General features: G+C 66.9%; 22 protein-coding genes and 2 pseudogenes. 16 read left to right on the top strand and 8 right to left on the bottom strand.

The window, feature by feature from the left end; all coding sequences use genetic code 11:
- Positions 1-834: pseudogene (locus ACQKJZ_RS08970) on the top strand (hypothetical protein); the annotation flags it as partial.
- Positions 835-971: 137 nt separating this feature from the next.
- On the opposite strand, the gene ACQKJZ_RS08965 reads toward ACQKJZ_RS08970, so the two are convergent.
- From ACQKJZ_RS08965 to pdxH, 3 genes are read right to left on the bottom strand one after another with little or no spacing between them, the layout of a single operon-like run.
- Positions 972-1,775, bottom strand: coding sequence for a PhzF family phenazine biosynthesis protein (locus tag ACQKJZ_RS08965; protein WP_427730838.1), 804 nt, complete (start codon positions 1,773-1,775; stop codon positions 972-974).
- Complete coding sequence (locus tag ACQKJZ_RS08960; RefSeq protein ID WP_427730836.1) at positions 1,775-2,725, bottom strand: cation diffusion facilitator family transporter; 951 nt, start codon at positions 2,723-2,725, stop codon at positions 1,775-1,777. Before ACQKJZ_RS08960 ends, ACQKJZ_RS08965 begins: the two co-directional genes overlap by 1 nt.
- Positions 2,722-3,303, bottom strand: a complete 582-nt coding sequence (gene pdxH, locus ACQKJZ_RS08955; protein WP_427730834.1) for a pyridoxamine 5'-phosphate oxidase — start codon at positions 3,301-3,303, stop codon at positions 2,722-2,724. Before pdxH ends, ACQKJZ_RS08960 begins: the two co-directional genes overlap by 4 nt.
- Before the next feature lie 96 nt (positions 3,304-3,399).
- Between pdxH and ACQKJZ_RS08950 the strand changes: the two genes are divergently transcribed.
- From ACQKJZ_RS08950 to ACQKJZ_RS08935, 4 genes are read left to right on the top strand one after another with little or no spacing between them, the layout of a single operon-like run.
- Positions 3,400-4,290 carry a Ku protein gene (locus ACQKJZ_RS08950; protein WP_427730832.1) on the top strand — a complete coding sequence of 297 codons (891 nt, stop codon included), beginning with the start codon at positions 3,400-3,402 and terminating at the stop codon, positions 4,288-4,290.
- The gene (ligD, locus tag ACQKJZ_RS08945; protein WP_427730831.1) at positions 4,283-6,727 is read left to right on the top strand and encodes a DNA ligase D; all 2,445 of its coding nucleotides are present in this window, start codon (positions 4,283-4,285) and stop codon (positions 6,725-6,727) included. Before ACQKJZ_RS08950 ends, ligD begins: the two co-directional genes overlap by 8 nt.
- Before the next feature lie 45 nt (positions 6,728-6,772).
- On the top strand, positions 6,773-9,229 hold the full coding sequence (locus ACQKJZ_RS08940; protein ID WP_427730830.1) for a circularly permuted type 2 ATP-grasp protein: 2,457 nt from the start codon (positions 6,773-6,775) through the stop codon (positions 9,227-9,229).
- Positions 9,226-10,119 (top strand): transglutaminase family protein, encoded by an 894-nt coding sequence (locus ACQKJZ_RS08935; protein WP_427730828.1) that lies wholly within the window; start codon positions 9,226-9,228, stop codon positions 10,117-10,119. The genes ACQKJZ_RS08940 and ACQKJZ_RS08935 overlap by 4 nt, the downstream gene beginning before the upstream one ends.
- Before the next feature lie 120 nt (positions 10,120-10,239).
- Here the strand turns inward: ACQKJZ_RS08935 and ACQKJZ_RS08930 are convergent, their stop codons facing one another.
- Positions 10,240-10,470, bottom strand: a complete 231-nt coding sequence (locus ACQKJZ_RS08930) for a hypothetical protein (RefSeq protein ID WP_175311729.1) — start codon at positions 10,468-10,470, stop codon at positions 10,240-10,242.
- Positions 10,471-10,570: 100 nt separating this feature from the next.
- On the opposite strand from ACQKJZ_RS08930, the gene ACQKJZ_RS08925 reads away from it, so the two are divergent.
- From ACQKJZ_RS08925 to ACQKJZ_RS08900, 6 genes are all read left to right on the top strand, one after another.
- The gene (locus ACQKJZ_RS08925; protein ID WP_427730827.1) at positions 10,571-11,509 is read left to right on the top strand and encodes a DnaJ C-terminal domain-containing protein; all 939 of its coding nucleotides are present in this window, start codon (positions 10,571-10,573) and stop codon (positions 11,507-11,509) included.
- A 7-nt stretch (positions 11,510-11,516) separates the two neighbouring features.
- Positions 11,517-12,488: a YihY/virulence factor BrkB family protein gene (locus tag ACQKJZ_RS08920; RefSeq protein ID WP_312490713.1), complete on the top strand. Its 972-nt coding sequence runs from the start codon at positions 11,517-11,519 to the stop codon at positions 12,486-12,488.
- An 8-nt stretch (positions 12,489-12,496) separates the two neighbouring features.
- On the top strand, positions 12,497-13,288 hold the full coding sequence (gene fabI, locus ACQKJZ_RS08915) for an enoyl-ACP reductase FabI (protein WP_294242685.1): 792 nt from the start codon (positions 12,497-12,499) through the stop codon (positions 13,286-13,288).
- A gap of 204 nt (positions 13,289-13,492) precedes the next feature.
- Positions 13,493-14,038, top strand: coding sequence for a GNAT family N-acetyltransferase (locus ACQKJZ_RS08910; protein ID WP_427730825.1), 546 nt, complete (start codon positions 13,493-13,495; stop codon positions 14,036-14,038).
- Positions 14,035-15,102 carry a chorismate synthase gene (gene aroC / locus ACQKJZ_RS08905; RefSeq protein ID WP_427730823.1) on the top strand — a complete coding sequence of 356 codons (1,068 nt, stop codon included), beginning with the start codon at positions 14,035-14,037 and terminating at the stop codon, positions 15,100-15,102. The genes ACQKJZ_RS08910 and aroC overlap by 4 nt, the downstream gene beginning before the upstream one ends.
- Positions 15,103-15,165: 63 nt before the next feature.
- Entirely contained in the window at positions 15,166-15,606 is a 441-nt protein-coding gene (locus ACQKJZ_RS08900) for a hypothetical protein (protein WP_427730821.1), read from the top strand.
- A gap of 240 nt (positions 15,607-15,846) precedes the next feature.
- On the opposite strand, the gene ACQKJZ_RS08895 is transcribed toward ACQKJZ_RS08900, so the two are convergent.
- Positions 15,847-17,136: an adenylosuccinate synthase gene (locus ACQKJZ_RS08895; protein ID WP_427730820.1), complete on the bottom strand. Its 1,290-nt coding sequence runs from the start codon at positions 17,134-17,136 to the stop codon at positions 15,847-15,849.
- Positions 17,137-17,248: 112 nt separating this feature from the next.
- Positions 17,249-18,355, bottom strand: a complete 1,107-nt coding sequence (locus ACQKJZ_RS08890) for an ATP phosphoribosyltransferase regulatory subunit (RefSeq protein ID WP_427730819.1) — start codon at positions 18,353-18,355, stop codon at positions 17,249-17,251.
- A 143-nt stretch (positions 18,356-18,498) separates the two neighbouring features.
- Here ACQKJZ_RS08890 and ACQKJZ_RS08885 point away from each other — a divergent pair, with 143 nt between their 5' ends.
- Entirely contained in the window at positions 18,499-19,092 is a 594-nt protein-coding gene (locus tag ACQKJZ_RS08885) for an exopolysaccharide biosynthesis protein (protein ID WP_427730818.1), read from the top strand.
- 379 nt (positions 19,093-19,471) lie between these two features.
- Here ACQKJZ_RS08885 and serA read toward each other — a convergent pair whose 3' ends face one another.
- Both serA and ACQKJZ_RS08875 read right to left on the bottom strand, forming a co-directional pair.
- Complete coding sequence (serA, locus tag ACQKJZ_RS08880; protein ID WP_427730816.1) at positions 19,472-21,049, bottom strand: phosphoglycerate dehydrogenase; 1,578 nt, start codon at positions 21,047-21,049, stop codon at positions 19,472-19,474.
- Between the two features lie 85 nt (positions 21,050-21,134).
- Positions 21,135-22,292 carry a phosphoserine transaminase gene (locus tag ACQKJZ_RS08875; RefSeq protein WP_427730815.1) on the bottom strand — a complete coding sequence of 386 codons (1,158 nt, stop codon included), beginning with the start codon at positions 22,290-22,292 and terminating at the stop codon, positions 21,135-21,137.
- 317 nt (positions 22,293-22,609) lie between these two features.
- Here ACQKJZ_RS08875 and ACQKJZ_RS08870 point away from each other — a divergent pair, with 317 nt between their 5' ends.
- From ACQKJZ_RS08870 to ACQKJZ_RS08855, 4 genes and pseudogenes are all read left to right on the top strand, one after another.
- Positions 22,610-23,116: a DUF2975 domain-containing protein gene (locus tag ACQKJZ_RS08870; RefSeq protein WP_427730814.1), complete on the top strand. Its 507-nt coding sequence runs from the start codon at positions 22,610-22,612 to the stop codon at positions 23,114-23,116.
- Positions 23,116-23,337 carry a helix-turn-helix domain-containing protein gene (locus ACQKJZ_RS08865; protein WP_058751526.1) on the top strand — a complete coding sequence of 74 codons (222 nt, stop codon included), beginning with the start codon at positions 23,116-23,118 and terminating at the stop codon, positions 23,335-23,337. Before ACQKJZ_RS08870 ends, ACQKJZ_RS08865 begins: the two co-directional genes overlap by 1 nt.
- A gap of 42 nt (positions 23,338-23,379) precedes the next feature.
- A complete protein-coding gene (locus ACQKJZ_RS08860; protein WP_427730813.1) occupies positions 23,380-24,042 on the top strand; it encodes an extensin family protein in 663 nt (220 codons plus the stop codon).
- A 33-nt stretch (positions 24,043-24,075) separates the two neighbouring features.
- Positions 24,076-24,663, top strand: a pseudogene (locus tag ACQKJZ_RS08855) (LOG family protein); the annotation flags it as partial.
- Positions 24,664-24,765 lie beyond the last annotated feature (102 nt).

The following is a 24,765-nucleotide window of genomic DNA, read 5'->3' as shown; positions in this document are numbered from 1 at the left end:
AGAGGGGAGCAACAGGAGTGGGAAAGGAGGGCGAAAGATGTTGTCCTACAAGGGCGTTTTGTTGTGTTTTTTTTTTTTTTTTTTTTTTTTTTTTTTTTTTTTTTTTTTCCGGTGCTGCCCGAACGGCTGGCGTTCGAGGCCGCCAGCGTCGGCTCGCCGCAAGTCGAGGGCGGCCTGCACGAAAAGCTCTCCGCCGATCGCGAGCGGATCGGGCCGGTCAACCTGGTCGCCGAACGCGAACTGGCCGAACTGGAGGCCGCCGGCATCGCCAATGCCGCCGAGCGTGAGGATCTGGCGCAGGCAGTGACACGGCTGCGCGGCTCGATCGGGCTGCTCAACCGCGAGGGGCGGCAAAGGCTGCTGGCGGCGTTCGAGGCGGTGAACGGCCATTTCCAGACGCTGTTCGCGACGCTGTTCGATGGCGGCTCGGCGCATCTGGCGCTGGTTGATTCGGACGATCCGCTGGAGGCCGGGCTGGAGATCATGGCGCAGCCGCCGGGCAAGCGGCTCCAGTCGCTGACGCTATTGTCGGGCGGCGAGCAGGCGCTGACGGCGGTGGCGCTGATCTTCGGGCTGTTCCTGACCAACCCCGCGCCGATCTGCGTACTGGACGAGGTCGATGCGCCGCTGGACGACGCCAATATCGACCGGTTCTGCGGGCTGCTCGACCGGATGACGCGCGAGACCGATACGCGCTATCTGATCGTCACGCATAATGCAGTGACGATGAGCCGGATGCACCGTTTGTTCGGGGTAACGATGATCGAGCGCGGGGTCAGCCGGTTGGTCTCGGTGGACTTGCAGGCGGCGGAGACATTGCTGGCGGCGGAGTGAGCCCTCCTTAACCCGCTGCCAAGCCGCAAAGATGGGACATGCGCTTCGACTTCGCTCAGCGTGAACGGCTGCCGGATGATTTGGCTTAATCCTACGCTCCGTTCAGCCTGAGCGAAGTCGAAGGCCACGCCAAACCCTCACGGCAGCAGGAACGTGCCCTCGATCACCGTCACGCAGCCCCCGCCCAGGATCACGCGGTCGCCGTCCAGCCGACAGGTCAGACGTCCGCCGCGCGCGCTGGCCTGTTCGGCGACGAAGGAGTTGCGACCCAGCTTCGCCGTCCAGTACGGCGTCAGCACCGCATGCGCCGACCCCGTCACCGGGTCTTCGTCGATCGCGAAGGCGGGGACGAAGACGCGGCTGACCACATCGGCCTCCCCCGCCCCGCCGCGCGCGGTCAGGATGACGACATAGCGCCCCGCCTTGGCCAGCGTGGCGAAGTCCGGCGTACAGCCCCGCACCGTCTCGGCGACATCCACGACGACCACGCCATAGCCCGCCGGATGGCGCAGCGTCTCGACCACGCCGTCCACGCCCAGCGCCTCGACTACGCCCGGCAACGCTTCAGGCGATGGCGCGCGTTCGGGCAGGGACATGCTGTAGCCCAGCCCGTCGCGCGCCACCTCCAGCACCCCGGCATGGCGCGTCGCGAACCGCACCCGCTCGCGCGTGGTATCCGAGGACAGCACGACGTGCCCGCTCGCCAGCGTGGCATGGCCGCACATCTCCACCTCGTCTCCGGGCGTGAACCAGCGCAGTTCGAAATCCGCCTCGCCGCCGTCTGCCGGCACCAGAAAGGCGGTTTCCGACAGATTATTCTCCTGCGCGATCGCCAGCAGCATGGCATCGTCGGGCCAGGACGACAGCATCATCACCGCCGCCGGATTGCCGCCGAACGCGGCATCGGCAAAGGCATCGACCTGGGTGAAGGGAATGCGCATCAATAGACTCGCTTGCCGAACCAATGGGGGGTGACGTCCGCCTCGACCAGCGGATTGTCGGTATCGACATGGCCCTCGGGATCGAGATGGATCAGCACCTCGACCTTGGGGAAGGCGCGGCGCAGCGCGCGCTCGACGCCCTCGACCACGTCATGCGCGGCGGCGACCGTCATGTCGCGGTCGACCTCCATATGGAATTGCGCGAAGTCGTGGCTGCCCGAACGGCGGGTGCGGAAGTCGTGAATGCCCTTTAGCCCCGGCTGGCGCGCGGCGACGTCGAGAAAGGCGGCGCGCTGATCGTCGGGCCATTCCTTGTCCATCAACTGGTCGATCGCGGTCGACGACGCCTGGAACGCGCCCCAGGCCAGCCACAGCGCGATGGCGATGCCGAAGACCGGGTCCGCGCCATGCCAGCCGAAATACTGGTCGAGCACCATCGCGACGATCACCGACCCGTTGAGCAGCACGTCCGACTGGTAATGGACATTGTCCGCCAGGATCGCGACCGATCCGGTGCGACGGATGACGCTGCGCTGATAGGCCAGCAGGGCCACCGTCGCCAGGATCGCGATCACCGACACGCCGATGCCGAACTCGGCGTCAGACGTCGGATTGTCCGCACCCAGCGCCATCACCGCCCGCCAGGCGATGCCCGCCGCCGAGGCGGTGATCAGCGCCACCTGGAACAGCGCCGCCAGCGCCTCCGCCTTGCCATGGCCGAAGCGGTGGTCGTGATCCGCCGGGGTCGCCGCCAGCCGGACGCCGTACAGCGTCACCAGGCTGGCGAGCAGGTCGAGCGCGGTATCGGCGAGCGACCCCAGCATCGCGACCGACCCGGTGCGCCATGCGGCGAACCCCTTGAGCGCCAGCAGGAACAGCGCCATCGCGACGCTGGCCAGCGCCGCCTTGGTCGCCAGCGGAATGACCTTCTTGCGTTCGTCCTGGGTCACGGGAACAGCAATCCTTCGTCCCAGCCGCCTTCGCTGGTGCAAGTAAAGACGCGGCGCTCATGCAGCCGGTGTTCGCGGTCGAGCCAGAACTCGATCCGCTGCGGCGTGACGCGATATCCGCCCCAATGCGGCGGGCGCGGCACGTCGCCGCCCTCGAACCGGGCGCGCATCGCCTCGAACCGCGCTTCGAACGTCTCACGGGCGTCGAGCGGGCGCGACTGTTCCGACGCCCAGGCCCCCAACTGCGAGTCGCGGCCCCGGCTGGCGAAATAAGCGTCCGACTCGGCATCATCGACGCGCGACACCGGCCCCTCGATACGGATCTGACGGCGCAGCGATTTCCAGTGGAACAGCAAAGCGGCCTTGCTGCCTTCGCCCAGGTCCTGCGCCTTGCGACTTTCACGATTGGTGTAGAACACGAAACCGCGCGGATCATGGCCCTTCAACAGGACCATGCGGACCGAGGGTTGTCCGGTCGCGTCGACCGTCGCCAACGCCATCGCGTTGGAATCGTTGATTTCGCTTGCGCGCGCTTCGGCAAACCAGGTGTCGAACAGGGCAAAGGGATCGTCAGCCATGCGCCCGCCCATACGCCTGTGGGAACGGAAAACCAATGTCGGGAACGGAAACGCCGGGTCCGTCATTGACGCCGTTACGCAACGGAGATTTCCCCCATGCCCGCACGCGCTTACTGGCAGGGTCAGATACGCCTCGCGCTCGTGTCGATCCCGGTCGAGATCTACGCCGCGACCAAAAGCGGCGCGACCATCCAGTTCAAGCAGATCCACGAACCCAGCGGCAAGCCGATCCATTACGAAAAGGTCGTGAACGACATCGGCCCGGTCGACACCGACGAAATCGTGAAGGGCTATCAGGTCGCCAAGGGCGATTACGTCCTGCTCGACCATGACGAGATCGACGCGGTCAAGCTGGAGTCGAAAAAGACGCTGGAGCTGACCCGCTTCGTCGACGCGGACGAGATCAACGTCCTTTATTATGAACGCCCCTATTTCGTCGTCCCCGCCGACGATCTGGCCGAGGAAGCCTTCATCGTCCTGCGCGAGGCGTTGAAGCGCACCGGCAAGGTCGGGCTGGGACAACTGGCGCTGCGCGGCCGCGAATATATCGTCAGCCTGCGGCCATGTGGGCGCGGGCTGATCCTGGAGACGCTGCGCTACGCCGATGAGGTGAACAAGGCGCAAGCCTATTTCAGCGATATCGGCGATGCCAAGCCCGATGCCGAGCTGCTCGACCTGGCAGAGGCGCTGATCGAGAAGAAATCCGGCCCCTTCGACCCCAAACAATTCCACGACCATTATGTCGAGGCGCTGCACCGCCTGATCGACCGCAAGCGCAAGGCCAAGGGCAAGAAGGTCATCGAGGAAGAGGATGACGCGCCCGCAAAGTCGGGCGGCAACGTCGCCGACCTGATGGCCGCGCTCAAAAAGTCGATGGAGACGGGCGAGACGCGCAGCCGTTCGCGCAAAGCGCCTGCCAAGACGACACGGAAGGCGCCCGCGAAGAAGACGACCACCCGCAAGGCCCCGGCGCGCAAACATGGCTGATCCGCTCGAACGCTATAACGCCAAGCGCGATTTCACCCGCACCGCCGAGCCGGCCGGCACGCTGGAACCCGGCAAGGGCAACAGCTTCATCGTGCAGAAGCATGACGCGACCCGGCTGCACTGGGACTTCCGGCTGGAGGTGGACGGGGTGCTCAAAAGCTGGTCGGTCACGCGCGGACCCAGCCTGGACCCGAACGAAAAGCGGCTGGCGGTTCGCACCGAGGATCATCCCCTCTCCTATGCGACGTTCGAGGGCACGATTCCGGCGGGCGAATATGGCGGCGGCACGGTGATGCTATGGGATCGCGGCACCTGGTCGCGGATCGCGGGCAAGAGCGCGAAGGATCTGGAGGACGGGCACCTCCACTTCATCCTCGATGGCGAGCGGATGAAGGGGGAATGGCTGCTCGTCCGCATGAAGCCACGCGGCAAGGAAAAGCGCGAGAACTGGTTGCTCCGCAAAGTCGCCGACGCCCATGCCGGGGGTACCGACACGCTGACCGATCAGGCGCTGACCAGCGTGTCGACCGGGCGGACCATGGCGCAGATCGCGGAAGGCAAACCAGCCAAGAAGACGCCCGTCAAAAAGCCGAAAACGGCTCCCCGCACGCCAAAGGCCAAGACCAAGGCGGGCGCGATGCCCGAATTCCAGCCCCCGGCGCTCTGCACGCTGGTCGATCAGGTGCCCGCCGGGAATGGCTGGCTGCACGAGATCAAATATGACGGCTACCGCGCGCTGATCGCGGTTGGCGGTGGCAAGGCGCAGGTCTTCACCCGCAACGGCCTGGACTGGAGCGCGAAATTTCCCGGCATCGTCGCGGCGGCTGCGGAACTGCCCGTCACCACGGCGCTGATCGATGGAGAGATCGTCGCGTTCAAGGACGGGCGGCCCGACTTCTCGACGCTGAAGGACGCGATCGGCACGACCAGGCCGATGAGCCTGTTCGCCTTCGACCTGCTCTCGGTCGACGGCGAGGACCTGACCGACCTGCCGCTGGTCCAGCGCAAGGAGCGGCTGCGCGCGATCATCCCCAAGGGCGATGAGGTGATCCAGTTCGCCGAGCATATCACCGGCTCGGGCGAGGCGCTGTTCGACAAGCTCTGCGCCGAGGGGCTGGAAGGTGTCGTCTCGAAACGCGCGGACAGCCGCTATCCGTCCGCGCGGAGTCGTGACTGGTTGAAGATCAAATGCATGAAGCGGCAGGAATTCGTGATCGTCGGCTGGCTCCCCTCCGACAAGGCGGGTCGCGGGCTGAAGTCGCTGCTGCTGGGCGTGAACCGCGACGGCAGGCTGGCCTATGCGGGCAAGGTCGGCACCGGCTTCACGCAGGACCGCATGACCGAGTTGCGCAGGCTGCTCGACGCGCGCGCGCGCAAGACCGCCCCCGTCGAGGCACCCCGCGCGATGGTGCGGGGCGCGAAATGGGTGCGCCCCGATCTGGTCGCCGAAATCGCCTTTACCGAGACGACGCCGGATGGCCTGCTCCGCCATCCCAGCTTCATCGGCCTACGCGAGGACAAGCCCGCCGACCAAGTGGTCGAGGAACGCCCCGCACCCACTCCCTCGGAAAAAGGCAGCGACGTCGCCATCAGTCATCCCGAACGCGTTATCTTCCCCGACAGCAAACTGACCAAGGGCGATCTGGCCGACTATGTCGCGACCATCGCCCCGCTGATGCTGCCCTGGGTCGCGCATCGCCCGGTCAGCCTGGTTCGCTGTCCCCAAGGCCGGGCGCGGGCGTGCTTCTTCCAGAAGCATGACGCGGGCAGTTTCGGGCCCCATGTCCATTCGGTGCCGATCAGGGAGAAAGACGGCGGCACCGAACCCTACCTCTATGTCGAGAATGCCGAGGGTTTGCGCGCCTGTATCCAGATGGGGTCGATCGAGTTTCACGGCTGGGGATCGTCCATCGCCACGCTGGAACAGCCCGACCGGATGATCTTCGACCTCGATCCCGATCCGTCGGTGACTTTCGCCGACGTGAAGCGCGCTGCCGTCCATATCCATGACCAGCTGGCCGAACTGGGGCTGACCAGCTTCGCCATGCTGTCGGGGGGCAAGGGCGTACATGTCGTCGTGCCGCTGACACCGGATGCCGCGTGGCCCGCCGTGTCGAACTTCGCCGAGCGCTTCGCCAAGGCGCTGGCGCAGGCCGCCCCCGACCGTTTCGTCGCGGTGGCCACCAAGGCCAGGCGCAAGGGCCGCATTTTCATTGACTGGCTGCGCAACCAGCGCGGGGCGACCGCCGTCATGCCCTATTCGGCGCGCGCACGGGCGGGGGCGCCGGTCGCCGCGCCGGTGGCGTGGCGCGAACTGGACGCGATCGACACGGCGGCACGCTGGACGATCCGCGACGGCGAGGAACTGATCGAACGGGCGGCCAGCACACCTCTACGCGGCTGGGGCGTGGCGGAGCAGATTTTGCCCGACCTGTAATCGCCTGTTGCAACCTGGGGCCGATGCGGCGATTTTCCGCAACCCATGGACCCCTCCGAGGACAGCCCCGCGCAGGCCGCCGCCTGGATCGACGCCTACCACCATGCCGCGTCGGGTGCCGATGTGCTGGCGGGCGGGACCGATCCGGCCTGGCCCGCGATGCTGGAGGAGCTGGCCGCCGTCGCCAGCAACCTGGCCCATGCGCGCGAACGGGTGCAGCGTCACGCGGCGGACATCGGCACCGGCTTTCGCATCATCGGCGAAACCGACGAGCGGCCCTGGCCCGTCTCACCCGTCCCCCTGCTGATCGACAGCGGTGAATGGGCCGGGATCGAGGCGGGTGTGGTACAGCGTGCCGCGTTGCTGGAGACGATCCTGGCCGATCTCTATGGCGGCGGCGAACTGGTGGCGGAAGGGCATATCCCCGCCGCGCTGGCGACGGGCAGCCCCTATTTCCTGCGGCCGATGGTGGGGGTCACGCCGCCGGGCGGCCATCATCTGAGCTTCGTCGCCTTCGACCTGGCGCGCGGGCCGGACGGCGACTGGCGGGTGCTGGCCGATCATCTGCGCAATCCGGCGGGGGCGGGTTACGCGCTGGAGAACCGGCTGGCGGTCAGCCGCACGCTGGGCGGCCTTCAGAACCGCCTCAACGTACAGCGGCACGCGCCCTTCTTCGCCGCCTTTCGCGCCGGCCTTGCCGCGCAATGCCGGCGTTCCGATCCCCGGATCGGGCTGCTGACGCCGGGTCGCTTCAACCCGAGCTACCCCGAACAGGCGCATCTGGCCCGCTATCTCGGCCTGTTGCTGGTCGAGGGCGCCGACCTCGCCGCGATCGAGGGGCAGGTCTATGTCCGCACCGTCGCGGGGCTGAAGCGGATCGACGCGCTGTGGCGGCGGCTCGATCCCCGCCTGCTCGATCCGCTGGCGTTCGACAGCCATTCGCAGATCGGCGTGCCCGGCCTGATCGACGCCTATGTCGAGGGACAGGTGGTGCTGGCCAACGCCCCCGGTGCGGGCGTGCTGGAGAGCCCGGCCTTCTCCGCCTTCCTGCCGGTGCTGGCCCGCCATCTGCTTGGTGAGCCGCTGAAGCTCCCCAATATCGCGACCTGGTGGTGCGGTGGTCCGGCGCAGGCCGCGCATGTCACGGATCATCTCGACCGGCTGCTGCTCGCCCCCGCCTTCGGGCCCCGGCCGCTGGGGTTGCCCGATGGCGCGCAGCCGGGGGCCAGCCTGTCGCCCGACGCGCGCGCGGCGCTGCTCGCCGACATGGCGCGGCGGCCGCAGGATTATGTCGGGCAGGAGATCGTCCGCCTGTCGACCATGCCGGTGGTGATCGGCGACCGGCTGGAACCCCGCCCCTTCACGCTGCGCGTCTTCGCCGCGCGCGATGGCGAGGGGCGATGGACCGTCATGCCCGGCGGCTTCGGCCGTATCGGCGACCACCCGGAGGCGACCGCCGCGATGATCGGCGAGGGGCTGTGGTCCGCCGATGTCTGCATCCATGGGCCAGACCCGGTCGCGCCGATGTCGCTGCTGACCGCGCCCGATTCGCTGCATGTGCGCCGCAATCCGGGCACCTTGCCCAGCCGGGTCGCGGACAATTTCTATTGGCTTGGCCGCTATCTGGAGCGGGGCGAAGCGCTGCTCGCCGCGATCCGCGTGATGCTGGGCAATTCGATCGACGTCGATGGCGGCGCCGCGCTCGACACGCGCACCGTGGGGCGGCTGGTCGGCCTGATCGCCGGCGGCGGCGCAGCCCCGCATCCCGACAGCCTGCACCGCGCCGCCCTGACCCAGTTCGCGCGCACCGCGATGGAGGATGAGGGCTTTCACTCCGTCGCGCGGATCAACCGCCTGGCGCGCGGGATCAGCGAGGGCTCGCGCGATCGGCTGTCCGCCGACATGGTGCGATTGCTGGAGGCCCCCTTCCCCAGCCATGCCGGTATGCTCGACCGGGCGGGGTCGCTTCAGCGCCGCTATGCCGCCATCGCCGGGCTGTCGGCCGAGCACATGGTACGCACCACCGCCTGGCGCTTCCACGATCTGGGTCGCCGGGTGGAGCGCGCCATCGCGGTTGCGCGCGCGACCCGGCTATTCGGCATGGCGGGCGCATCCGCCGACGATCTGTCCACCCTGCTCGACCTCGCCAACAGCCAGATCAGCTATCGCCAGCGTTATCCGACCGGCCTCGCCCGCGTCGCGGTGGTCGACCTCGTCGCACTCGATCCCAACAATCCGCGCGCGCTCGCCTATCAGACCGCGCGCATCGCCGATGGCCTGTCGCGCCTGCCGGTCCTGTCCGACGACGACATGGCCGAGCCGCAGCAGGCACAGGCGATCGCGATCCGCGCGGCGATCGAGACGGCGGATGCGCGCACCCTCGACGCCGATACGCTGGGCGATGTCGAGCGACGGCTGGGCCTGTTGTCGGAGGCGATCGCCAGGCGGTATTTCCTGCAAGGCGCCGAGCCTTTGCGCGCAGGAGGGCTGACGCTGGCATGATCTACGACATCCGCCATATCACCCGCTTCGACTACGGTGCGCAGGTCAAATATGCGCGGTGCAACCTGCGGCTGAAGCCCATCGACTGGCCCGGCCAGACGCTGGAATCCTATGACCTGACCGTCGAGCCGGTCGGCCGCATCCGCACCGCGCGCGCCGAGGCTGGGCTGGCGCATGTCACGCGGCTGGTGGTCGACCGGCCGGTGCGCAGCCTGACCATCGAGAGCCGCGCGCGCATGGTCGTCGACCGGCCGGTGCCGATGCCCTCACCGAACGACCCGACGCTGGCCGAAGTCTCCGCCCTCGCCCGCGCCAGCCGCGACCTGTCGGCGGCGGGTCCGGCCAATTACATCTTCCCCTCGCCACTGATCCCGCTCGACCCCGCGATCGCGCAGTGGTGCGCACTCGACCTGTCGCCGGATCGCGGCGCGCTGGAGGCGGGCTTTGCGCTGGCGAACCGTATCCAGCGCGAGTTCGCCTTCGACCCCGCCGCCACCCTGGTCGACACGCCCCCGGCCGAGGCCTTTCGCCAGCGGCGCGGCGTATGCCAGGACTTTGCGCAGATCATGATTACGGGCTTGCGCGCCGCGGGCATCCCGGCGGCCTATGCCTCGGGCTATATCCGCACCCTGCCGCCGCCGGGGCAGGCGCGGCTGGTGGGCGCGGACGCCACCCATGCCTGGGTGCTGCTCTGGGGCGGGCCAAGCCATGGCTGGGTCGGCGTCGATCCCACCAACGGCATCTGGATGGCGGGCGACCATATCATCGTCGCCGTCGGCCGCGACTATGCCGAGATCGCACCGGTCGACGGCGTCGTACTGGGATCTGGCGCGCAGAAGATGGACGTCAGCGTCGACGTCGCGCCGGTGGAAGAGATGGTGGAGGGGTAAAGCCATTCCCCCCTTCCGTTCAGCCTGAGCGAAGTCGAAGGCCAAGGAAAAACGCTCGCGGCTAAGCGCGGGGCGTGCACTTCGACTTCGCTCAGTGCGAACGGAGGGGGCGGGGTCGGGTTAGCCCTCCTCGGTCACCGCATTGGGATTGTCCTTGTCCGGGTCGGGGTGACCGCCCTTGCCGTGATAGGCCGCGCCGCTCTGGCCGCCGTGGAAATCGCCCTCGCGCTCGGGAACGCCTTCGTAGCCGCCGCCCTGGCTCTCGCCGCCATGCTTGCCGGGCGCATCCGATACGCCGTCGGGTGCGCCCTTTTTGCCGTCGTTTCCAGTCGCCTGCATCGGCTGGGTCATGATCCGTCTCCTTCTGACGGCTCAACGCATGGGGAACGGATTGCGCTCCGGCACGGACTTCCCCACATAGATGGGTAATACACTGCCAACGGGGAACAGAGTGGCCGATCCATATCAGACGCTGGGCGTGAGCCGCACGGCCAGCGAAGCCGATATCAAGAAAGCCTATCGCAAGCTGGCGAAGGAACTGCATCCCGACCGCAACAAGGACAATCCCAAGGCGGCGGAGAAGTTCAGCCAGGTCACCAACGCTTACGACCTGCTGAACGACAAGGACAAGCGTGCGCGGTTCGATCGCGGCGAGATCGACGGCGACGGCAACCCCGCCGCGCCCTTCGGGTTCGGTGGCGGCGGCGGGCCCCGCCCCGGTGCCGGCGGCGGCGGATTTCGCCAGCAATTCGACTTCGGCGGCGAAGGTGCCGACATGTCCGACATCTTCGAGGGGATGTTCGGCGGGGCCGGGCGCGGCGGCTTTTCGGGTGGTTTCGGCGGCGGGTTCGGCGGTCGTCGACAGGCCCCCAAGGGCGCCAACATCGCCTATGCACTGAAGGTCCCCTTCATCGATGCCGCCACCCTCAGCCCGCAACGCGTGACGCTGGGCGATGGCAAGACCATCGACCTGAAGCTGCCCGCCGGGGTCGAGACGGGCACGCAGATGCGCCTCGGCGGCAAAGGCGAGCCGGGCCTGGGCGGCGCGGGCGATGCGATCGTGACGATCGAGGTCAGCCCGCATGCCTTCTTCACCCGCGACGGCGACGATGTCCGCCTCGACCTGCCGATCTCACTGACCGAGGCGGTGCTGGGCGGCCAGGTGAAGGCGCCGACGGTCGAGCGCCCGGTCATGCTGACCGTGCCCAAGGGCACCAGCTCGGGCAAGACGCTGCGCCTGAAGGGCAAGGGCTTTCACAAGAAGGATGGCGGGCGCGGCGATCAGTTGATCACCCTGATCATCGACATTCCCGCCGATGATGCCGCCCTGCAACGCTTCGCGTCCGAATGGAGCGATGGCAGGAACCCGAGGGCCGCCATGGGCGTCTGATCGTTCCATGAACGACATCACCGGCCTGACCCCCGAAGATCGCGCCCATCATGCCGGCAAGGCCCGCCAGAGGCTGGACCGGCAGATCGCCAAGGTCAGTCCCGGTTCCTACGCGTTCGAAGTGTTGAAGCGGGCTGGCCTGGGCGTGTTCAACGACGGGTTCATCCACGCCGGCAATCTCGCCTATCTGGCGCTGATGACGCTGTTCCCGTTCTTCATCACGACGGCGGCGCTGCTGTCGCTGTTCGGGCAGAGCAACGAGACGCAGCATGCGGTGGAGAGCTTCCTCCACGTCCTGCCCCCCGATGTCAGCGATCTGTTGCGCAAGCCCATCGCCGACGTGCTGGCGGCGCGGACCGGCTCGCTGCTGTGGCTGGGCGGGTTGGTCGGGCTGTGGACGGTCGGGGGTTTCATCGAGACGATCCGCGACATCTTCCACCGTGCCTACGGCGTGAAGGCGACGGCGGCCTTTTGGAAATCGCGCCTGTCCTCGACGCTGGTGATGATCGCCTCGGTCATCGTCGCGCTCCTGTCCTTCCTCGTAGCGGGCGTCCTGACCGCCGCCGAGCAGTTCATCTATCGTCTGGTCCCCTTTTCCGAAGACGTGGCGGGATGGGTCGGGCTGTCGCGCTTCATCCCCGGCGCGGTCATGTTCGGCGCGCTCTACATGCTGTTCTATTCGGTCACGCCCTCCAAATATCGTGAGAGCAACTGCCGCAAATGGCCCGGCGCGCTGTTCACCGCCGTCTGGTGGGTCAGCATGACCGCGCTGCTGCCCTGGGCCCTGTCGCAACTGGGCGGTTACGACCTGACCTATGGCAGCCTGGCCGGGGTCGTCGTCATGCTCCTGTTCTTCTATCTGATCGGTCTGGGCCTTGTTTTCGGCGCGCATTTGAACGCGGCACTGGCGGAACCCCCCGAACCGGCGCTAGAGAGGGCGATTGATGGAAGTGAACCGGCAGGAGCGGTAACGGCGTGAACGGATTGATGGCAGGCAAGCGGGGGCTCATCATGGGCCTGGCCAATGACAAGTCGCTGGCCTGGGGCATCGCCAAGCAGCTTTCGGAGGCGGGCGCGGAGCTCGCCTTTTCGTATCAGGGCGCGGCGATGGAAAAGCGGGTCCGCCCGCTGGCCGAACAACTGGGCGTGGCGCGCCTGTTCGATTGCGACGTCTCCGAGATGGAGTCGCTGGATAAGCTGTTCGCCGATCTGAAGGCGGAATGGCCGACGATCGATTTCGTCGTCCATGCCATCGGCTTTTCGGACAAGTCGCAGCTGCGCGGGCGTTATTACGACACGACGCTCGACAATTTTCTGATGACCATGAACATCTCGGCCTATTCGCTGGTCGCGGTCGCGCAGCGCGCGCGGACGATGATGCCCGAGGGCGGCTCGATCCTGACGCTGACCTATTATGGCGCGGAAAAGGTTATCCCGCACTACAACGTCATGGGTGTGGCCAAGGCGGCGCTGGAGACCAGCGTGAAGTATCTCGCGGTCGACCTCGGCCCGGAGAATATCCGTATCAACGCCATTTCGGCGGGCCCGATTCAGACGCTGGCAGCGCGGGGCATCGGCGACTTCAACTATATCCTGAAGTGGAATGAGCTGAATTCGCCGCTGCGTCGCACCGTGACGATCGAGGATGTGGGCGGCGCTGGCCTCTATATGCTGTCCGACCTGTCGTCGGGCGTGACGGGCGAGATCCACCATGTCGACGCCGGCTATAACGTCATCGGCATGAAGGCCGAAGACGCACCGGATATCGCACTGGCGTAAAACTCTTCCCTTCCTCCCCTGCAAGGGGAGGGGGACCAGCGAAGCTGGTGGAGGGGTGTAACCGGCAGCGAGGGCAGACTGCCATCGCCAACCGTGACACCCCTCCGACAGGGCTTCGCCCTGCCACCTCCCCTTCCAGGGGAGGAATGGGCAGCCAACATTATCTATCGCGCCTTGCGCTCCGGCGACGCTAAAGACCAAGCCATGTCCGACCAGCATACCGCCGCCATCACCATCCGCCCCGCGTCTGGGCAGGACGTCGCCGCGCTCGACGCGCTGCTCGTCGCCAGCTTCCCCGCCCCGGCCGAAGCCGCTCTGGTCCGCGACCTGTGCATCGAGGGCGACATGGTCCTGATGCTGGTCGCGATCGATGAGGCCACGGACAGCCTGATCGGCGCGATCGCCTTCAGCCGCATGGCCGTGGAGATCGGCGGCAAGCCCATCAATTCGGTCGCCCTCGCCCCCATCGCGGTCGCACGCGACTGGCGGCAGCAGGGCGTCGGCGAGGCCTTGGTCGCCGCCGGGCTCGAACGGCTGGAGAAGGAAGGCGTCGTCCTCTGCTTCGCGCTGGGCGATCCCGCCTTTTACGGGCGGTTCGGTTTCGCCGCCGATGTCGCGAGCGGTTTCGACAGCCCCTATGCGGGCGCGTATTTCCTCGCCGTCCCGCTGCAGGGAGGCCTGATCCCCTGCGGCGTGCGCGGGGCCGCCACACATGCGCCGGCCTTTGCCCGGCTGGGAGATGCTGCGTGAGCTTCAATTCGTTCGGCCGCCTGTTCCGCTTCACCACCTGGGGTGAGAGCCATGGGCCCGCGCTCGGCGCGGTGGTCGACGGGTGCCCGCCGGGCATCGCGCTGTCCGAAGAGGACATCCAGCCCTGGCTCGACAAGCGTCGTCCGGGCACCAGCCGCTTCACCACCCAGCGCCGCGAGCCGGATCAGGTCCGCATCCTGTCGGGCGTGTTCGAAGGCAAGACCACCGGCACTCCGATCAGCCTGATGATCGAGAATGTCGACCAGCGGTCCAAGGACTATTCCAACGTCGCGCTGGCCTATCGCCCCGGCCATGCCGATTACGCCTATGACGCGAAATACGGCTTTCGCGACTATCGCGGCGGCGGACGCTCCTCGGCGCGCGAGACGGCGGCGCGAGTCGCGGCGGGCGCGGTGGCGCGCGCGGTGATCCCGCAGGTTCGCGTCCGCGCCTGGGTTGAATCGATCGGTGGCGACCGGATCGATTACGGCGCGTTCGACGACGCGCTGATCGACGCCAACCCGTTCTTCTGCCCCGATCCGGCGGCGGCCGAGCGCTGGGAAGCGATCGTCGACGGCGCGCGCAAGTCCGGCTCCTCGGTCGGTGCGGTCGTCGCCTGCGAAGCGACCGGCGTTCCTGCCGGCTGGGGCGCGCCGCTTTATGCCAAGCTGGACAGCGAACTCGCCTCGGCCTGTATGAGCATCAATGCGGTCAAGGGTTTCGAGATCGGCGACGGATTCGCCGCCGCCGCGCTGACCGGCGAGCAGAATGCCGATCCGATGCGCAGCGGCAATGGCGGCCCGCGCTTCCTGGCCAATCATGCGGGCGGCATCGCGGGCGGCATCGCCACCGGCCAGCCGGTTACGATGCGCGTCGCGTTCAAACCGACCAGCTCGATCCTGACTCCCGTCGACACCATTACCCGCACTGGCGAGGAAACGCAGATCGCTACCAAGGGCCGTCATGATCCTTGCGTCGGCATTCGCGGCGTTCCGGTGGTCGAAGCGATGGCCGCACTGGTTTTTGCCGATCAGGCGTTGCTTCATCGCGGCCAATGTGGTTAAATATAGGAACGGACGTTCCCCTGCCTCGTTGATTTGACACGAGATACAAGCAGGAGAGAAACGATGCGTTATATGCATGTGATCGCCGCCGGCGCCCTTCTTATCCCCGCCGCCGGCTTCGCGCAGATGACTGGTGGCACCACGGGTGGCATGTCGGGTCAGACCGGCACAACCACCGGCCAGACGATGCCCGGGCAGATGCCGGGACAAACCGGCACCATGCCGGGCCAGACCACCATGGGCCAGCCCGACACGATGACCACGACGCCGAGCACCACCACCCGCTCGACGACGCGCAACAAGAGCCGCAGCCGGACGACCACGCCGGACAGCACGGTGAACACGCCGTCGACCATGCCGGACGCGACGGGTTCGTCGACCACGACCGGCAGCGGCTCGATGAGCGGCAGCACCATGGGTGGCGACGCCACGACCAGCGGCCAGGTCGGCAGCGGCACCACGGGCGGCACCACCACGCCGCCGGGTAGCAGCGGCGGTATGTAACCCCTTTAGGGTTCGTCACTACGGGAAAGGCCCGGTCGCGTGAGTGGTCGGGCCTTTTGCTTAGGTTCGAACGTGGCCTTCGACTTCGCTCAGGCTGAACGGGGCGGGGGAATGGCCCTTCACAACCTCCGGTCGATCCGAACGGCGTTCAATACCAACCTCCGTTCAGCCTGAGCGAAGTGGAAGGCAACGGGAAACCCTTAAACAAAAAAGCCCCGACTCTCGCCGGGGCCTCCAACATCAATCCGCAAACGGATCGCGAACCAGGATCGTATCCTCACGCTCCGGGCTGGTCGACACCAGCGCCACCGGGCAGCGGATCAGTTCCTCGATCCGCCGGATATATTTAATCGCCTGCGCGGGCAGATCGGCCCAGCTACGCGCCCCTGCGGTCGATTCCTGCCAGCCTTCCATCGCCTCATAGACGGGGACGACCTTGGCCTGGTCTGCCGCATGGGTCGGGTAATAATCGAGCGTCTCGTCGCCCAGCTTGTAACCGACGCAGATCTTCACCTCGTCGAACCCATCAAGCACGTCGATCTTGGTCAGCGCGATGCCGGTAATGCCGCCGACCGCCGCCGACTGGCGGACCAGCACCGAGTCGAACCAACCGCAGCGCCGCTTGCGGCCCGTGACGGTGCCGAACTCATGCCCCCGCTCGCCCAGACGCTGGCCGGTCTCGTCCTCCAGCTCGGTAGGGAACGGGCCCGAACCGACGCGGGTGGTGTACGCCTTGGCGATGCCCAGCACGAAGCCGACGCCCGACGGCCCCAGGCCCGAGCCGCCCGCCGCCGCACCCGCGATGGTGTTGGACGAGGTGACGAAGGGATAGGTGCCATGATCGATGTCGAGCAGTACGCCCTGCGCGCCCTCGAACAGGATGCGCTTGCCACCCGTGCGGGCCTCGTTGAGGTCGCGCCACACCGGCTTGGCGAAGGGCAGGACGAACGCGGCGATCTCGCGCAGATCGGCCAGCAGCCGCTCGCGATCGACCGGCGGCTCGCCGAACCCGGCGCGCAGCGCGTCGTGGTGCGCGCACAGGCGGTCGAGCTGCGGACCCAGGTCGTCCAGATGCGCCAGATCGCACACGCGGATCGCGCGGCGGCCGACCTTGTCTTCGTATGCCGGGCCGATGCCGCGCCGCGTCGTGCCGATCTTGCCCGCGCCGCTCGCATCCTCGCGCAGACCGTCGAGATCGCGGTGGATCGGCAGAATCAGCGGGCAATTGTCGGCAATGCGCAGCGTCTCAGGCGAGGCATGGACGCCCTGCTCGGCCAGACGCTCGATCTCGGCCTTCAGCGCCCAGGGGTCGAGGACGACGCCGTTGCCTATGACGCTGGGGGTGCCGCGCACGATGCCCGACGGCAGCAGCGACAGCTTGTAGACATTCTCGCCAACGACCAGCGTGTGACCGGCATTATGCCCGCCCTGGAAACGCACGACCATGTCGGCGCGCTCGGCCAGCCAGTCGACGATCTTGCCCTTGCCTTCGTCGCCCCATTGCGCGCCGATGACTGCTACATTTGCCATGGATGCTATGCTCCGCCTGCCGGACGGACCCCATGCGCCCTTCGACAGGACTCGGCGGATGGGGGTTTCCAATAATGTGCGGGGCGCGCCTAGCGGGCCGCGCCCCCGGCTGTCAACCGGCGATGGCGGTCGGCTGGCCGTCCTTCAGGATATGGGTGCAGAGCTGCGCCTCGGGTGTGTCGCCGTCCTCCAGCGCCTGCACCGTCACCCAGCCCTGCGCCCGGAGCGACGCGCCGGTGGCAGGCGCGGTACCGAAGGGCAGAAACAGCCGCCGCCGCTCGGTCGGCGGCGCGGTGGCGACGATGGCGTCGGCATAGAGCGAGAAGCCGGTGGCCTTCTCCTCCGCGCCATCCTCGTGGAAAATCGTGTACGTGCCGCCGCGCCCGACCTCGCGCGGGGGACCGGCGACGAACAGCGAGAAGCCGAGCCAGCTCTGGAACTCAAAACCATGCCGTTCGGTCGGGTCGAGCGTCATCGACACACCCTCACCCAATGCTGCGGCAATCGCCTCCAGCGCATCGAGTCGTGTCGCCAGCACGCCTTGCGTGTCGAAGGCACGCAGCCGCTCCATGGCGGTGGCAAACGGCCCCGCCGCCTCGACCAGCGGCAGATAATCGGGCGCGATCGCCGCAACCCCGCCCGCATCCTTGGCATCCAGCCGGTCGCGCAAGGCCGCAACCTGATCGGCGGCAACCGGCAGCGGCCCGGCGGCGAGCAGGTCGACCAGATCGGGCAGCGTGAAGTCGATCGAGATTCCCGTCGTCCCCGCCGCGACCAGCGCCTCGACCGCGACGCGCACGACTTCGGTCGCCGCCGCCGTCGAGTCGAGCCCGATCAGTTCCGCTCCGATCTGCCGCCACTCGCGCGCGGGCGCCAGTTCGGAGCCGCGCAGACGAACGACGGTGCCCGCATAGGACAGACGGACCGGGCGCGGGTGATGGCCCATACGGGTGGCGGCGATCCGCGCCACCTGCGCCGTCAGGTCGGGCCGGATGGCCAGCGTGCGCTGCGACACCGGATCGACGAAGCGCACCGCGTCATGCAGGCCACCCGCCTTCAACCGCGAACCTAGTGCTTCGGCGAACTCGATCGATGGCGGATCGGCGCGTTCATAACCATGCAGCCGCGCCGCCTCCAGGACCCGCGCCTCGACCGATGCGGCGGCATCGGCATAGGGGGGAAGACGGTCGTGATAGCCTTCGGGAAGGAGCGCGGTCATCGGGCCTGATCCATGAAACGGACGGTGTTCGGGGGGTGCTTGGCCCCCCGGCCTCACCGCGTCAACCTCGTTCGCCCCCGGTCGCGGCGGCGCGCAGCCCGGCGATAGGCGGAACCCGACAATCGCGGCACCGTTTGCTCCTGATGTCGGACGCTCCCTCCAGCATCGGCGATATTCTCAAGATCCTGAAGGATCTGGCGGACAAGCATGACCGGGTGAAGCTGGGCGACGTGATCGAGGCGATCGGCGGCCGCTCGTTCGGACCGTTCCTGCTACTGCCCGCATTGATCGACATTTCGCCGGTCGGATCGATCCCCGGGCTACCCACGATCCTCGCCGCGATCATCATCCTGGTCGCGGTCCAACTGGTGCTGGGGCGCGATCATCTCTGGATGCCGGGATTCCTGGCCCGCCGATCGCTGGCGAGCAAGACGGTGTGCAAGATCGTCGACAAGGCCAAGAAGTCCGCCGCCTGGGCGGATCGCTGGTTCCACGGGCGGCTGCCCGCGCTGACCAAAGGGCCGTTCGTCCGCGTCGCGGCGGTGGCGTGCATCCTGCTCGCGCTGACGGTGCCGCCGCTCGAACTCCTGCCGCTCGCGACGACCGCGCCGATGGCGGCGATCGCAACCTTTGGCCTCGCCCTGATGGTGCGTGACGGGGCGGTGATGATCGTCTTCATCCTGCTGGCGATCGGCGCAGTGGCGCTCGGCACGGGACTGGCGATCTCGAAGGCGTGAGGAACCGCGACGACCGTCCAAACCACTCAAGAACAAGAGCTTTTTCGGTCAGCGCCGAGATGTGATAAATGGTCGCCCTGACCCAGCAGGGAAGAACGCTTATGCCAATCAAGGATCTTACCGGCCCGCCCCGCATGAGCGATGCGGAAAAGGAGGCGATACGGGCCGCCATAACTGCGATGTTCGTAGCCGCAGGGCGTCCGCCACCCAAATTCCCGCCACTGCGTCACTGTGACGATGGGCTGGAACCGACGAAGCCGCCAACCGGCTCTTCGCCACGGCCGCTTCTCGGCGGGGCGGAAGCTCCGATCGATTGAACCGAAAAGGGGGAGGACGCGTCAAGCATCCGCCCCCTTGTTCCGTCACCGATCGGCGAAGATCAGAACGTCAGACCCATCGCGGTCTTCACGCCCGGCAGCGCCTTGACCTTGGCCAGCAGTTCCGCATCGACCGCCTCGTCGACCGAGAGCAGCAGCACCGCCTCGCCGCCCGCCGAACGGCGGCCGAGGTGGAAGGTGCCGATATTGACGCCCGCCTCGCCCAGCGTAGTGCCCAGGCGACCGATAAAGCCCGGTGCGTCCTCGTTGACGACGTACAGCATCGGCCCGGCCAGATCGGCCTCGACCTTGATGCCGAACAGCTCGACCAGGCGCGGGGCCTGATCGCCGAACAGCGTTCCCGCGACCGAACGCTCGCCGTCCGCCGTCGTCACCGTCACGCGGACCAGCGTGTGGTAATCGCCCTCGCGGTCATGGCGCACTTCGCGCACGTCCAGACCGCGCTCCTTGGCGAGGAACGGCGCGTTGACCATGTTCACCGTGTCCGAATGGACGCGCATGAAGCCCGCCAGCACCGCGCCCGTGATCGGCTTGAGGTTGAGCGCGGCGGCCGCGCCCTCCGCCTCGATCGCGATGCCCGTGACCGCACCGTGCGACAGCTGGCCGACCAGCGAACCCAGCTTCTCGGCCAGCGCCATGTAAGGCTTCAGCTTGGGCGCTTCCTCGGCGGTCAGGCTGGGCATGTTGAGCGCATTGGTGACGCCGCCCGAGACGAGGAAATCGGCCAGCTGCTCAGCGACCTGGATCGCGACATTGACCTGCGCTTCCGTGGTCGACGCGCCCAGATGCGGGGTCGAGATGAAGTTGGGCGTGCCGAACAGCGGGCTTTCCTTGGCCGGTTCGACCTTGAACACGTCGAGCGCCGCGCCGCCGATATGCCCCGAATCGAGGCCCGCCTTCAGCGCGCCCTCGTCGATCAGGCCGCCACGCGCGCAGTTGATGATGCGTACGCCCTTCTTGGTCTTGGCGAGATTCTCGGCCGACAGGATGTTGCGGGTCTGGTCGGTCAAGGGCGTGTGCAGCGTGATGAAGTCGGCGCGGGCCAGCAGTTCGTCCAGCGTCACCTTCTCGACGCCCATCTCCAGCGCGCGCTCAGGGGTCAGGAACGGGTCGAAGGCGACGACCTTCATGCGAAGCCCCAGCGCGCGGTCGGCGACGATCGAGCCGATATTGCCCGCACCGATCAGGCCCAGCGTCTTGGACGTCAGCTCGACGCCCATGAAGCGGTTCTTCTCCCACTTGCCGGCCTGGGTCGAGGCATCGGCCTCGGGCAGCTGGCGGGCGAGCGCGAACATCAGCGCGATGGCGTGTTCGGCGGTGGTGATCGAATTGCCGAACGGGGTGTTCATCACCACCACGCCCTTGGCGCTGGCGGCGGGGATGTCGACGTTATCGACACCGATCCCGGCGCGGCCGACGACCTTCAAATTGGTCGCATGCTCCAGGATGTCCTTGGTGACCTTGGTCGAGCTGCGGATCGCCAGGCCGTCATACTCGCCGATGATCGCCTTCAGCTCTTCGGGCGTCTTGCCGGTGATTTCGTCGACCTCGACCCCGCGCTCGCGGAAGATCTGGGCGGCCTTGGGGTCCATTTTGTCGCTGATGAGAACTTTGGGCATGGTTCACCTCGTCACCCCGGAACGGCCGGGGTTGTGGAATGGGGAAGGTCCCCGGCCCGCTGGCCGGGGGTAATTCGGGAAAGGATCAGGCCGCCTTGGCGGTCGCGTAGGCCCAGTCGAGCCAGGGGCCGAGCGCCTCGATGTCAGCCGTCTCGACCGTGGCACCGCACCAGATGCGCAGGCCCGCGGGCGCGTCGCGGTAACCCGCCACGTCATAGGCCGCACCTTCGGCTTCGAGGAGCGAGGCCATCTTCTTGATGACCGCCTCGTCCGCGCCCTCGACCGTCAGGCAGACGCTGGTGGTCGAGCGAATCGCCGGATCGGCCGCCAGATGGCCGAGCCAGTCGCGGTCCTCGACGATTCGGTTCAGCGCCGCCGCATTGGCGTCCGACCGCGCGATAAGCGCCTCCGCACCACCCAGGCCCTTGCCCCATTCGAGCGCGAGGATCGCGTCCTCGACCGCGAGCATCGACGGCGTGTTGATCGTCTCGCCCTTGAACACGCCCTCGGCCAGCTTGCCCTTCGACACCAGGCGGAACACCTTGGGCAGCGGCCAGGCGGGGGTGTAGGTTTCGAGACGCTCGACCGCGCGCGGGCCGAGAATCAGGACGCCGTGCGCACCCTCGCCGCCCAGCACCTTCTGCCACGAGAAGGTGGCGACATCGATCTTTTCCCAGGGCAGGTCATAGGCGAACACCGCGCTGGTCGCGTCGGCGAAGGACAGGCCCTCGCGGTCGTCGGCGATCCAATCGCCGTTGGGCACGCGCACGCCGCTGGTGGTGCCGTTCCAGGTGAAGAGCACGTCGTTCGACCAATCGACCGCATCCAGGTCCGCGATCTGGCCGTAATCGGCGCGCAGGACATTGGGATCGAGCTTCAACTGCTTGACCGCGTCGGTCACCCAGCCCTCGCCGAAGCTTTCCCAGGCGAGCGTGGTGACGGGCCGCGCGCCCAGCATGGTCCACATCGCCATTTCGAACGCGCCGGTGTCGGAGCCGGGGACGATGCCAATGCGGTGGGTGTCGGGGAGCTTGAGCAGCTCGCGCATCAGGTCGATGCAATATTGCAGCCGCTGCTTGCCGATCTTCGAGCGATGCGAACGGCCGAGGCTGCCCGTCGCGAGCTTGGCGGCTTCCCAACCGGGAGGCTTGGCGCAGGGACCGCTGGAAAAATAGGGACGCGCCGGTTTGGTGGCGGGCTTCGCAGACGCAAGAGTGGCGTCGGCGGCAGTCGTATCAGTCATTTAAGACTCTCCTCACAGAGAGCACGCGCGGCGTTGGGACCGCGTGGCCCGTCGACGGCCCTAGCGATGTCGAACGAAGATGACAACCACAATCGTTGTGACGCAATTTTACGTACGTGCGGCGCAGTTGCGTGGAGATTTTACAAAGTCCGCCTCTGCCATGACGTCCCGCCGATCGCGCGTGCCGGAAGCGCCGATCAATCCGCCCCATCGGCTTTGCAAAGCCCAACATATCGTTTTTCAATATGAGAGTTGATCGAAGATCAATATTGATTTATTGAATATCGATATTAGTTCAAATGGGAGAACAAAACGCCATGACACGCTTCGCCAGCCATATCAGCACGCTGCTCTACGCAGCGCTGCTCGCCATTCTGGCGTTCATCACGGCGATCATTCTGGCGTCGGTCGGGGTGCTGATCGTCGATGCGATCTCGCCCGGCGCGCTGGGGACGGTGCATATCAATGCGCAGGCGCTGGACGTGAAGACCCCCGGCGTGGTCGCCGCCGCATTGGCGGTCATGCTGATGGCGCTGGGCCTCGCCTGGGCCGCGGTGCTGCCGCTGATCCAGATGCTGCGCAGCACGGCGGCGGGCGCGCCCTTCACCCTCGCCAACGTCAAGCGACTGCATTGGATCGCAGGCACCATCGCGGTCGCCTATCTGCTACAAATCGTCCTACCCCCCATCCTGCCCTTCGAGTCGCAGGACATTATCAAGCCGATGGGTGTAGACGGCGTGTTCGCCATCCTGCTGACTTTGGTACTGGCACAGATCTTCCGCGAGGGCGTGCGCTTGCGCGAGGATGCCGAGGGCACGATCTGATGGCAATCCGCATCAATCTCGACCGGCTGCTGCTCGACCGGCGCATGTCGTTGACCGAACTGGCCGAGCGGGTCGACCTGACGCTCGCCAATCTGTCGATCCTGAAGACCGGCAAGGCGCGGGCCATCCGCTTCACGACGCTGGATGCGATCTGCACCGCGCTCGATTGCCAGCCGGGTGACATATTGGAGCATGTCGCAGACACGCCTCCGCATGGCTGATCGGGGCTGACAAAAGCGCGCGGACAGGAGACAGGGGGACATATGGTTCGCGTCCCCCTGTTTCTCGCTTTTCCGATTCTGGGGGCCGCGCTGCTCTCCGCCTGTGGCCGTCCCGACCGGCCCGTCCAACAAGCGGCGCGCCCCGAACCGTATCGCCCGCCGATCCGTGAGACCGCGCAGTGCGAGGCCGATCTGCGGCGTGAGGGGGTCGAGTATCGCCGGTTGCCGGACAAGGAGCTTGGCCCCGGCTGCGGCCTGTACGGCACGGTGCAGCTGACCGATATCGGCGTGCCCGTCACCGGCGTCACCGCGATGCGCTGCGGCAACGCACGCGCCTTTGCCGGATGGGTGCGCAACGCCGTTGCCCCCGCCGCCTGGCAGATTCTGGGCTCGCAACTGGTCAAGGTCGAGGGGATGGGCACCTATGCCTGCCGCAACATCGTCGGCACCAAGCGGATCGGCGACCGGCGTTCGGGCCATGCGCTGGCCAATGCGGTCGATGTCGGTGGGTTCGTGCTGAAGGACGGGCGTCGGATCACGCTTTTGAACGACTGGCATTCGACCGATCCGCAGATCCGCCGGTTCTGGGCGACGATCCGCGCCTCGGCGTGCAAGCGCTTCGGCACGGTCCTGACCCCGGATTACAACGCGGCACACCGCAATCATTTGCATCTGGAGGACGATAACGCGCGCTTTTGCCGGTAGCGCGAGCGGAAGCGATCCCCTACATCATCCAAAATGACCGATAAAACCCAAGTACCGAACCGCGTCTTCCCCAATGCCAGCCAGGACGCCGAAAGCGCCAAGACGATCGTCTCGACGCCGCAGACCGAAAGCCCCGCCTATACGCTGGCCTTTCAGGACATGGACTTCCTGCTGCGCGAAGACCTTCGCCCCGTCCGTTTCCAGCTGGAATTGCTGAAGGCGCAGCTGCTGCTCGAAGAGGCCAAGATCGCCTCGACCTTCGTCTTCTACGGCTCGGCGCGTATTCCAGAGCCGGCCAAGGCGCAGGCGCTGCTCGAGTTGGCGCATGACGACAAGTCGCGCAAGATCGCCGAGAACCTCGTCGCCAAGAGCAAATATTACGACATCGCGCGCGAGTTGGCGCAGATCACCAGCCGCCTGCCGCGTGACGATCGCGGGATGCGCCAGTTCGTCGTCTGCTCGGGCGGCGGCCCGTCGATCATGGAGGCCGCCAATCGCGGCGCGGCGGACGTTGGCGCCGAGTCGGTGGGCCTGAACATCGTCCTGCCGCACGAGCAGGCGCCCAATCCGTACGTCACGCCGTCGCTCAGCCTCCAGTTCCACTATTTCGCGCTGCGCAAAAAAAAAAAAAAAAAAAAAAAAGATCGAAAAAACGTCGTGTAGGGAAAGAGGTTTTGTCCTTTTCTGTCTGTCTCGCTTGTCGCCGTTTCCTTCACAAGGGGA

Origin of the sequence: Sphingomonas sp. NPDC019816 (assembly GCF_050274375.1) — a bacterium.
GTDB lineage: Bacteria > Pseudomonadota > Alphaproteobacteria > Sphingomonadales > Sphingomonadaceae > Sphingomonas.
The sequence above is the reverse complement of the archived record's forward strand: the minus strand, read 5'-3'. Positions and strand labels throughout refer to the sequence as shown.